This is a genomic window from Deltaproteobacteria bacterium (genome assembly GCA_016210005.1).
In the GTDB taxonomy this organism is placed as follows: domain Bacteria; phylum Desulfobacterota; class Binatia; order HRBIN30; family JACQVA1; genus JACQVA1.
The window spans coordinates 1-10,375 of record JACQVA010000021.1; the positions used below are offsets into that span (position 1 = coordinate 1).

The following is a 10,375-nucleotide window of genomic DNA, read 5'->3' on the forward strand; positions in this document are numbered from 1 at the left end:
GCCCTGGAGCTACCGCGACCCGCTCGCCGCACTGAACACCGGTCCCGATCCACCGCGCTGACCGGTGGCGGCGCAGCCGGTTCCCACCCCGCTGATCCGTCGCTCCGTCTCGGTGGCCCGGTCGCAACCGATCGCCCCGGGAAAATCGAGCTATGCATGCTCACCGGAAGGACACCACCGAACCGGCGCTGGCGCTCCACGCGCAGCCGATCCAGACGCACCGCCACTGTCTGTGGCTCACAGGAGTCTGGCGCCTCGAAGAACGACCGCTGTTGATCGACACGCACGCCGCATATGCGCGCGGCCAGTGCTCGTGCCTCGCGCTGGCCGCGCGCATCGAGTTCGCCGAGTTGGGCGACGGTTTCCTGTACCACTTTGCCGTTGCGGCGCACCGAGCGTACCAGACGAAAGTAGCGGTAGGTCTTCCCGCCTTTGCGCACTACCGACGGTCGAATGTACACACCGCACCACCTCCACCACGCGCCGGTTGTACGCGCTGCAGCGCGACCGCCGCAAGTGCGAAAAGTTGGCACTACACGCGCTTTTCCGACGACGCCCGATCTGCCCCCAGCAACCTCGCGGGGTTTTCCCGGCTGGACCCGGGTGAAAAATATTTTCGGCCGTCAAACTGCGGAAGTTGGGCTAGCAGCTTCCAAATGGAAGCGTTGGGTTTCAATCGGCGTGTCCAGAGTTCACTCATTTGTCGTGCGTGCGCTATTGACGGAGGCCTTATGATTTTCGGGTCTTCTCCAGACTACTCACGCCGCGCCTAACCCGCGGGCGGCGCAGAATGAAATCCACCATCTACGCACGAGCGCTCGGCGCCGCCCCACGGGCTCATGCGCCTGTTCGGCAGCACCTGCCAGGGGTGGCCCGATTGGTGAAGTTCCTAGGCGAGCCAATCCCCAATTCCGTCCCATGCGCTATTGAGCTCGTCTGCTCGACGGTTGTCACCAACTAGGCGGCAAATCGTTTCCCACTTGACCCGCATCAGGGTGATTCCCCCGCGCGCGTTGAGGGCCCTCCCAATTGCGCGGGCTCGTTCGTGCCTTCCCCACTTGTCATACCGGCCGCCGGGCTTTCCCAGGAATGGCTCCCGCGTGGCGATCTTGTGCAGCTCGGAGCAAAGATCGTCGGTGTCAATCCCCACGCAGGGATCAGCACTGTCTGTTTCGGGTGGTGCCCAAACACCGCGCTGGATCGCCAACTGACGCCTACGCATTACTTCGACGATGAGAATCGCACCCTCCAGCGATTGTCCGCACTTAGAGCAAGATGCGCCCACAATATTCTCTGCATGGCCGTAGTTAAGCGCACTACAATTTGGGCATCGAATTTCCAGAGCCCCAGCGGAATCTGGGTCCGCCTTACCCCGGGCCCGACCGGCTTGATCGGAGGGGTTGAGGCTGAGCATCGAAGCGGCCTTAGCCTTTCTCCCAAATAACCTGGTCCACAATCCCCCTTGCTTAACAGTCTGAAAGCCGCATTTCGGACAGACGCTGGTCCAGATCTTGGGGCCAAGATTCCCAACGGGAAAGAACTCGCCACAGCAAGGACACTGCGTGCCTTCCATGAACTTCCCTCCTCGCTGCCGAACGGCGCCCGTCAGCCGCGCGCGGTTTTATCGCGCGTCGGCTGCACGGGCTTTGTTCGGCATTCCTCGCTAGGCCGGCGAACTCGGCCACCTCGTCCCCACATCCCCTCACCACCTATCGAAACTGCCTCACGATTTCTTGAACGTGCTTATTAACCAAGTCCTGAAGAGATATATGAAACACTTCGTGCCCAATGACTAGTCCAAGAAACAGAATGCCGGGCACAAGAAGACCACGACGGAAAAGCTTCGCCTCCTTTTGAACGAACGGAGAAACCCTTAGGCGGCCACGGCGAACGAAGCCGACAATTGTCCCAACAATCATCCCTGGGAAGACCCCCATGAGGGCGCCCTCCACGGTTGCACCAAGTTGCACCTGTAGTGCTACTGGTAGAGATTCCAAACGGTTGCACCGAGTTGCACCAGTAACCCTACTGGTGGAGATTCCCAGGGTGGTCTTACTGGTAAAACTTTCCAAGCAGGTATGCGCGCGGAGAGAAGGACCGCGGCACCTGTGACGAAAGCCAGGAATTCGCCCCGTTTCCCCTTTTCCAAAAGCCACAAAACTGCAATAGCACCTAACCAGTAGGCGATTCCGTATTCTTTGCTATGCAGGAAGTTCACTGCCAGGTTGCCGAGACAGATTACTATACCAACGCGAGCGGCAGTCGTGCCTCCCAGTAGAGTGTGCGCCCAAACTGGTTGGAGAAGCACCCTAACGTCGAACGATGACTTAGCAAGAGTGTCAACAAGTGGCTTCCATGGCTCCGGCTTTGTCTCGTTTGTCTCATCGGAATGCCGGAGCCTTCGTGCCCTATCGCCTGGCCGCACCTTTCCCTCTTGGATAGCCGTCGTTAATGAACTTATGGAGGTGAACACATGAACCTCCGCGCCTTCGCTCGATTGGACCTGCCATGTGCCGTTCAGCGAGTCCGCAGCGTTTGTGACAGGTGTAAAAGGTTCCGTCTCGCTAGTCATCGCGGTTCGTTCGCCCGTTCTAGTGATGGAGGCGGCCAGCTGCCGAGCGGCCCGGTAGGGAATCGTCCGGATGGGAGGGAGTGCATGGAGGCCCGCAGCCAAGCGACGGCGTACGGCAAACAGGAGAGATGTGGCTGCCTTCCAGTTGCTATTGGTTCGTCGGTGCACACGGTTGGCAAGCGCGAGCGCAGTAACGCCCAGTGCCCCTGCTACCAACGCAACAACGAACCCCCTAACTAAATTTGAATCAGGTGTGGTGAGTCCGACGACACACAGTGTGCTAGCCAAGATGATCAGGATATAGCCCGCCAGGTTTATGACGGCTGCGATGCGTTCCTTCGCTCCGGGTCTCATAGCGCCCTCGCGCGTGGTCCCCGAATAGACAATTCGGTCCTCCTTCGCAGGCGCCAGTTCCTTCTTGCGAGCCGCTAGTTCTTTCTCGCGACGCTGGTCTGCTGTGGAAAGAATCGCGCCACAGGTCGGACACAGTCGCCTATGGAGGTCATCGATTTCAATGTCGCATGTTGCGCAATACAGGTGTGGAGCATCGCTGCTTGTCGCCTTCCACCGGGCGCGCGGACGGATGCGTCGATCTTCGGAACTGTCGCCCTCTTCATTGCCATCGCTGTCGGGCCGTCTCTCGTTACTGGCCATAATCAAGTCGCCGAACTATCTTCTGACGTACTTCGGCCGGGCCGGTCCGGTGCGTGTTTAGTTGACGGGATTCCTGTCAGTTAAACACGCATCACCGTTACCACGGCCATTGTGACTCTTCCCCTTTTCATCCCGTCGGTTACGGCCCTGCGGGCCCCTATCACATCCCGTGCGATCCTTGCAAGCTTTTCGCGGCCTATCACCACCCGCCGAATCGGGAGGCTTGCAGCCTATCACGCAGAGCCGGCTGGCCATGCCCGCCGTCCTCTACAGCCGATCGGCGGGGCTCAGTACCCCGTGGCCGCCGCGGTTGAGCACGTGCGTGTAAATCATGGTCGTCCGGACATCGGCGTGGCCGAGCAGTTCCTGCACGGTGCGGATGTCGTAGCCGTCCCGGAGCAGGTCCGTGGCGAACGAATGCCGGAACGTGTGGCAGCCAACGTGCTTGCCGATGCGCGCCCGCCGCACCGCCTCCCGCACTGCCCGCTGCAACACCGACTCGTGCAAATGAAACCGTGCCCGTATCCCCGTGCGCGGATGCTGACAGAGCTCGGAGGCCGGGAACACCCACTGCCAGGCCCACTCGGTCGGCGCGTTCGGGTATTTCCGCGCTAACGCATCCGGGAGATGCACGGCCGCCACCCCCTGGCGCACCCATTCCGCGTGGCCCGCTTGCAGCGCCGCCAGGTGCGCACGCAACGGTTCCCGTGCCGCCGCGGGTAACATGGTGTGGCGGTCCTTGCCTCCCTTGCCTTCGCGGACGGTGATCTCATTGCGGCCGAAATCGACGTCTTTCACCCGCAGGCTCAAACACTCCTGCAGGCGCAACCCCGCCCCGTAGAGGAGCATGACCATCAACCACTCACGGCCGCGCAGTTCGCCCAGGATGCCCTTGACCTCCTCCCGCGTGAGCACGACCGGCAGCCGCGGGGTCCGCTTGGCGCGCACCAGGTCGTCGAGCCAACCGAAGCCCTGCCCCAATACCTCACGATACAGAAACAGCAGCGCGGCCAGCGCCTGATTCTGGGTGGAGGCGCTCACGTGCGCAGCGGTCGCCAACGACGACAGGAACGCCGACACTTCCGCCGCCCCCATCTCCGCCGGATGCCGCTTGCCGTGAAACAGGATGAAGCGTTTGATCCAGTGTACGTAGGCCTCTTCCGTCCGGTAGCTGTAGTGCCGGGTGCGGATGTCTTCGCGGACTTTGTCGTGGAGTCTGGGTTTGGGCGCGGCTGAAGGTCTGCCAGCGGCGGGAGCGGCGCTCCCGCCCTCAAGGGACGGGCGGATGGCGCGTGGCGTTGTTGTTGCGGGACGCAGCGGCGCTCCATCCCGGGGGTTCTCTGCGCCGTGCGCTCGCGAGGCGAGCGGCGCGCAGCGAGGGAGTCGGAGGGGCGGCCGGCGGACCGCAGGCAAGGATGCCTGCGCCACCTGCGAGCGGCCCGCGCTCCCTGGAGGTGGGATTGCAGGCAAGATGCCTGCGATACCGGTAGAGCGGCTTGGGCTACCGGCGGGGCCGCCGGTGCCACCGAGGGGCTGAGGGGCTTGCGGGAAAGATGCGGGGTCAGGTTGGTGCCCGCGCTCGCGCTGGCTCGCGATTGAACCCCTCACCCCGACCGCGTCTGGCGGGACGGCGGCTGCCCGCCGTTGCAGCGGACGGGCCGGTGATCGTGGTCGGCAGGGTAGTAACCTGGTATCGGTCGAAGGTATGCCGGAGAAGATGCCCCCGTGGCTCTGAGCGCGGCTCAGAGCCGTTCGATCAGCGTCGCGTTGGCCAAGCCGCCGCCTTCACACATGGTCTGCAAGCCGTAGCGGCCGGCGCGCCGTTCCAGCTCGTGCAGCAAGCTGGTCATCAGCTTCGCGCCGGTGCAACCGAGCGGATGACCGAGGGCGATCGCACCGCCGTTGACGTTGAGCTTGTCCAGATCGGCGCCGAGCTCCTTGGCCCATGCCAGCGGCACCGAGGCGAAGGCCTCGTTGACCTCGTAGAGGTCGATGTCACCGATCCGCAGCCCGGCCTTGGCGAGCAGCTTGCTGGTGGCGGGAATCGGCGCCCCCAGCATCATCACCGGATCATCGGCAGCCAGCGTCATGGCATGAATGCGCGCCCGTGCCTTGGCGCCCAGGCGCTTGAGGCCCTGCTCATTGGCAACCAGCACCGCCGCTGCGCCGTCGGAGATCTGGCTCGAGGTGCCGGCGGTGAGCAGGCCGATTTCGCTCAGCGGCTTGAGCGCGGCCATGGCTTCGGGGCTGGCGTCGTAGCGGATGCCCTCGTCCTGTTCGAAAGTTTCCACCGTGCCATCATCACTGCTGACCGTGACCGGCACGATCTCGCGGGCGAAGCGGCCCTCCCGGGTGGCGCGCGCGGCCTTCCGGTGGCTGCTCAGTCCGAAGGCGTCGAGTTGCTCGCGGGTCAGGCCCCAGCGCTGGGCCATCATCTCGGCCCCGGCGAACTGGTTGAACTTCACCCCGGGGTAACGCCGCTTCATGCCGGCGCCGTAGGGTACGCCGTAGCCGGCTTTGTGCCCGGCAACGGCGTTGCCGCCGATGGGCACCAGGCTCATCACCTCGACGCCCCCGGCGATCACGACATCGTGCACGCCTGACATCACCGCCTGTGCGGCGAAGTGCAGCGCTTGCTGTGACGAGCCGCACTGGCGATCGACGGTGGTAGCGGGAAGGGTTTCCGGCAACCCGGCCGAGAGCACGACGTTGCGGGCGATGTTGGCGGCCTGCGCCCCGACCTGGTCGACGCAGCCGAAGATGACGTCCTCGACCAAGTTCGGATCAGTGCCGGTGCGGGCGATCAGCTCGTTGAGCAGATGCGCGCCGAGGTCGATCGGGTGCCAATCCTTGAGCTTACCGTGGCGCCGGCCCACGGCCGTGCGCAGCGCGCCGATGATGTATGCTTCTGCCATGGTCCACCTCCTTGGCGGCGCCGGCGTACTGCCGTGCTCAAACGGCTTGGGCCGGCAGCCGCACCGTGGCGGTGCCGGTGACCCAGCGGTCGCCGTCGCTGCCTTCCAGCACCAGGTCGCACTCGACGAAGTTGCCGTGATCGCTGGCGTGTTTCTCGGTGATCACGCCGCGCAGAGTCAGGGCGCGGTTCGGGTGCACCAGGCCGCGAAAGGTGCAGCTCAAGCGCGCCAACCAGGCCTCCGGGCACCAGTCGGTGATCATGCGGCTGAACAGCGCCATGCTCATGTTGCCGGGTGCGATCTGCCCCGGCAGGCCTTCGGCCTTGGCTTCTTCGTCACTCATGAAGCGGGCGCCGGGCATGTTGGCTGCCTCGGCGTAGCGTTTCACCTCTTGGGCGGAGAGGGTCAGGCTCAAAACCGGAAGTTCGTCGCCGACCTCCACGCTGTCGAACGTTACGCGCTTGCTCATCGCACCATCATCTTCTGGTCGATGGTGGCCACCAACTCGCCGCGCTGGTTGGTAACCAAGGTTCTCAAGATAATGAAGACCATGCTGCCGCTGCGGCCGGTCTTCTCGTAGATGTCGTGAACGGTGCTGGTGCTGGTCAGCACGTCGCCGGCACGTACCGGCGCGCCGAACTCGATGTCCTTGCCGGCGTCGAAGCCGCTGCGGCCGAAGTTGGGCATATTGCGCGGCCAGAAATGCTGGCCGCGCAGCGACACCACGAACGTCGGCGAGGCAATCAGCTCGGCGTCATCGGCGGTGGTGTAGCGCGGGTTGGTCTCGCCCGCCGCGGCGGCGTACTCGCGTATGCGCTCGGCCGCCACCGGCGGGTGGACGGTGTGATCGTACTCGCTGCCGATGATGGAACGATCGAATTCCAGTGCCATGGCCGTTGCCCGTATATCGTAATTGCTGCCAGTGCCTCGGCGGTGGCTGCCGCCGCTCACGAGGCGGCGCGCTGGGCCGGTTGGGCGCGGAAGTCAACCGGCCGGTAAGAGCCTTCGCGCAACTCGGTGACAAGATCCTCGACAGTGCCGATGGTGCGCTCGAATTCGGTGGCGCAGATGCCGATGAAGCTAACCAGATGTGAGTCGCTGCCGCCGCAGGCTTTGTAGCCGTAACGCTCGATCAAAGCCTGCACCCGCTCGTCCTCCCCGCGCCGGCTGCCGCCGTTGAGGGCTTCGACCGCCACTACGCCATCGAGCGGCGGCTTGCTTTGGTAGTGCTCGCACAGACCCACAGTCGGCCGGCCGGGATGACACGGCAGGGCAATCCCACCCATTTCGGTCAGCGCCGGAATCAACTGCCGCGCGCTCAGCCGAACGTCGGTGAAGTCGAAACGCCGGGTGATGTCGGGGTTGACGCCGTAGACCAGCACGTGGCCGTAATCGGTCTCCACCTCGGCGCCGCGTAGGATCAGGAAGCCGTAACGGTCTTCGAGGTGGCGGTAGTCGGCGTGGGCGTCCCACTGGCGGTGTTCGGTGAGCACGATGCCGTCGATCGGCACCTCGGCGCGCTTGCGCTGCAGCCACTTGAGGTAGGTTTCCACCGGGGCGCGGCTGTCTTCGGAGGCTTCGGAATGGCAGTGCAGATCGAGGATCATGGCGGAAGCAATCAGCCCTCGGCCGGTTGGAACTTCGGCAGCGCGATCTCCGGTGTCAGGTCGTCGAAGACTACTTGCACCGGCATGCCGATGCTTACCTGCTCCGGGGCGCAACCGACGATGTTGGTCAGCAAGCGCACGCCTTGGTCGAGTTCGACGTAGGCCAGGACGTACGGCAGCGACTCGCGGAAGCCGGGGGCCTGGTTCTGATAGGTCACGGTATAGGTGTACACGCTGCCCCGTCCTGACGAAAGTACCCAATCGGTGCGGTCGCTCAGGCACTGCGGGCAGAGCGCGCGCGGGTAATAGCGAAAGCGGCCGCAGTCGCGACAGCGCTGAAGGTAGAGCTCGTGCCGCCGGCACGCTTCCCAGAATCCCTTGGACTCCTCGTCAACCCGGGGCAACGGTTTTGCTGACTTGGCCTCGGCCATCAGATCCTCGGTCCCTGAGCGTTTCGGTTCACGTACGGCCCTGGTGCCATCTTGCCATCTCTCACGCACTCGCCAGCACCAGGGTGGCGCCGCTGTGGCGCAGGCCGAGCATGCCGCCGGTGCCATGGCAGAGCGCAATCCGGCAGTTGTTCACTTGGCGCGGGCCGCACTCGCCGCGCAGCTGCTTGACGGCTTCGATCACCAAAAAGATGCCGCGCATACCGGGATGGTTCGACGACAGGCCGCCACCATCGGTGTTGATCGGCAGCGCGCCGCCGAGGCCGATGCGCCCGTTCTGTACAAACGCGCCGCCCTCGCCCTTGCGACAAAAGCCGAGATTCTCCAGCGTGGCCAGCACGGTGATGGTGAACGAGTCGTAGAGCATGCACATGTCGATGTCGCTGTGCGCGACACCGGCCATGGCCATGGCCCGCGGTCCGGACTGCTTAGCGGCCATAGCGGTGAGGTCACGCACGCCGCTACTGGTATGGCAGAGCGCCTCGGCGGCGCCAAGGATGCGCACCGGTCTCTTCTTCAGGTCGCGCCCGCGCTCGGCGCTGGTGACCACCACGGCGCCGCCGCCGTCGGTAATGATGCAGCAGTCGAGCAAGTGCAGCGGCGACGAGACCACCCGCGAGGCCAGCACGTCATCGACGGTAATCGGATCCCGAAACTTCGCCACCGGGTTGAGTGCGGCGTGGCGCCGGGTGGTGACCGCGATTTCCGCCAGCTGCTCGGCGGTGGTGCCGAATTCGTGCATGTGCCGCTGCGCGCACATGGCGTAAGCCCCGATCAGCGTCGGCCCGTAGGGGGCCTCGAACTGATCGGGTGGATCGTTCGGGCTCTGGCCACCGGTACCGACCGCAAACCGCTCAGAAGAAGCGCGGCTGCCGTAGGTGATCAATGCCACCTCGCACAAGCCCGCGGCGATCGCCGCGGCCGCGTGACTGACGTGGGCGACGAACGAGGAGCCGCCGATTTGCGTCGAATCGAGGTAGCGCGGGTTGAGGTCGAGATGCTCGGCCAACGTCATGACCCCGAGCGGGCTGACACCCGCAGTGAGATAACCGTCGACGTCCTTGATCGTCAAGCCAGCGTCGGCCAGCGCTCCGCGCGCACTCTCGGCGTGAATCTGGTAGGCAGTCTTCTCCGGAGCCCAGCGCGTCGGGTGCTCGTAGACGCCGGCAATGACGGCTGATTGCGCCAGGCTCACGGCAACCCCCGCAGGAAATCCTCGATCGCCCGATTGAACTCTGCCGGCTTCTCGCTCGGGATGGTGTGGCCGGCGTCGTCGATCACAACCAGTTGTGCGCCGGGAATCGCCGCGTGCAAGAACTCCGAGCGCGCCAACGGCGTCACCGAGTCGTCGCGGCCGGCGATGATCAACGTCGGCACTGCTATCCGCCGCACGCGCTCGTTGGCATCAAAGGCGTTGCAGGCGACGAAATCGTAGTAGCGCACTCGCGGGTCGGTCTTCACCTGCTCCATCCAGGCTTCGCGTACAATGGCGAAGTCGGTCTTGGGCGAAAAGGCCTCGGCGGTGAACGGCTGTTGCGCCCGCCCGTTCATCACCTCCCGCCACAGCGCCAGCCGTTCGGCCGACAGCTCGAACCTGGCGGCCGTCGCCACCAGGACGAGGGCACGCACGCGCTCCGGATAGGTGAGGGCAAATTCCATCGCGATCGCCCCGCCCATCGAGCGCCCGATCAATACGAACGGACGCAGCCCCAGAGCATCGCTGAAGGCTTGGGTGAAGTCACAGTACGCCGCGATGTTGTCAAACCCTTGCGTGCTACCGGAGCGGCCATGGCCGGGGAAATCGAATGCCAGCGGGCTGTGCGCGGCGCCGAAGTGCTCGAGCTGCCGGTTCCAGGTGTTGGCGTTTGAGCCGGCCGCATGGATAAACAGCAACAGCTCGCCGCGGCCGAGGTCGGGGACTACATCCGGCAGAGTTGTACGGCCGGCGTGGAAGTAATTGACGGCGGTCCCGTTGACGTTGGTGTACTTGGTCGGCATCGGCGGCCTGTTCGCTCCCGGCGGAGTCCAACGACCCGCGCGCCGGTATCGCAACGCGGTCGGGTCTTGTCAAGTAAGGAGGCGACGGTGAGCACAGTTGGGTGTGCGACAAATCTGTGGGTAACGTGCAGCCGACCGGGCAAATCCTCACCAGTCTGACAGTACTGTGTACTGTCAGGC

Annotated in this window: 8 protein-coding genes; all 8 read right to left on the reverse strand. The window is 64.4% G+C overall.

Annotated features, from left to right (window positions below):
• Positions 1-3,493 precede the first annotated feature (3,493 nt).
• The 8 genes from HY699_03345 to HY699_03380 all read right to left on the reverse strand — a co-directional run bounded on the left by HY699_03345 (position 3,494) and on the right by HY699_03380 (position 10,195).
• Complete coding sequence (locus tag HY699_03345) at positions 3,494-4,513, reverse strand: integron integrase (protein MBI4514836.1); 1,020 nt, start codon at positions 4,511-4,513, stop codon at positions 3,494-3,496.
• A 455-nt stretch (positions 4,514-4,968) separates the two neighbouring features.
• Positions 4,969-6,141 carry an acetyl-CoA C-acetyltransferase gene (locus tag HY699_03350; protein ID MBI4514837.1) on the reverse strand — a complete coding sequence of 391 codons (1,173 nt, stop codon included), beginning with the start codon at positions 6,139-6,141 and terminating at the stop codon, positions 4,969-4,971.
• Between the two features lie 37 nt (positions 6,142-6,178).
• Positions 6,179-6,610 carry a hypothetical protein gene (locus HY699_03355; protein ID MBI4514838.1) on the reverse strand — a complete coding sequence of 144 codons (432 nt, stop codon included), beginning with the start codon at positions 6,608-6,610 and terminating at the stop codon, positions 6,179-6,181.
• A complete protein-coding gene (locus HY699_03360; GenBank protein ID MBI4514839.1) occupies positions 6,607-7,032 on the reverse strand; it encodes a MaoC family dehydratase N-terminal domain-containing protein in 426 nt (141 codons plus the stop codon). The genes HY699_03355 and HY699_03360 overlap by 4 nt, the downstream gene beginning before the upstream one ends.
• Positions 7,033-7,088: 56 nt before the next feature.
• Complete coding sequence (locus HY699_03365) at positions 7,089-7,748, reverse strand: PHP domain-containing protein (protein MBI4514840.1); 660 nt, start codon at positions 7,746-7,748, stop codon at positions 7,089-7,091.
• 11 nt (positions 7,749-7,759) lie between these two features.
• The gene (locus HY699_03370) at positions 7,760-8,179 is read right to left on the reverse strand and encodes a Zn-ribbon domain-containing OB-fold protein (GenBank protein ID MBI4514841.1); all 420 of its coding nucleotides are present in this window, start codon (positions 8,177-8,179) and stop codon (positions 7,760-7,762) included.
• A 61-nt stretch (positions 8,180-8,240) separates the two neighbouring features.
• The gene (locus HY699_03375; protein MBI4514842.1) at positions 8,241-9,392 is read right to left on the reverse strand and encodes a thiolase domain-containing protein; all 1,152 of its coding nucleotides are present in this window, start codon (positions 9,390-9,392) and stop codon (positions 8,241-8,243) included.
• Complete coding sequence (locus HY699_03380; protein ID MBI4514843.1) at positions 9,389-10,195, reverse strand: alpha/beta fold hydrolase; 807 nt, start codon at positions 10,193-10,195, stop codon at positions 9,389-9,391. Before HY699_03380 ends, HY699_03375 begins: the two co-directional genes overlap by 4 nt.
• Positions 10,196-10,375 lie beyond the last annotated feature (180 nt).

Bases quoted from the DNA above. Each gene is read 5' to 3' on its own strand.
- HY699_03350 (MBI4514837.1), bottom strand. From the start codon at position 6,141: ATGGCAGAAGCATACATCATCGGCGCGCTGCGCACGGCCGTGGGCCGG.
- HY699_03355 (MBI4514838.1), bottom strand. From the start codon at position 6,610: ATGAGCAAGCGCGTAACGTTCGACAGCGTGGAGGTCGGCGACGAACTT.
- HY699_03360 (MBI4514839.1), bottom strand. From the start codon at position 7,032: ATGGCACTGGAATTCGATCGTTCCATCATCGGCAGCGAGTACGATCAC.
- HY699_03365 (MBI4514840.1), bottom strand. From the start codon at position 7,748: ATGATCCTCGATCTGCACTGCCATTCCGAAGCCTCCGAAGACAGCCGC.
- HY699_03370 (MBI4514841.1), bottom strand. From the start codon at position 8,179: ATGGCCGAGGCCAAGTCAGCAAAACCGTTGCCCCGGGTTGACGAGGAG.
- HY699_03380 (MBI4514843.1), bottom strand. From the start codon at position 10,195: ATGCCGACCAAGTACACCAACGTCAACGGGACCGCCGTCAATTACTTC.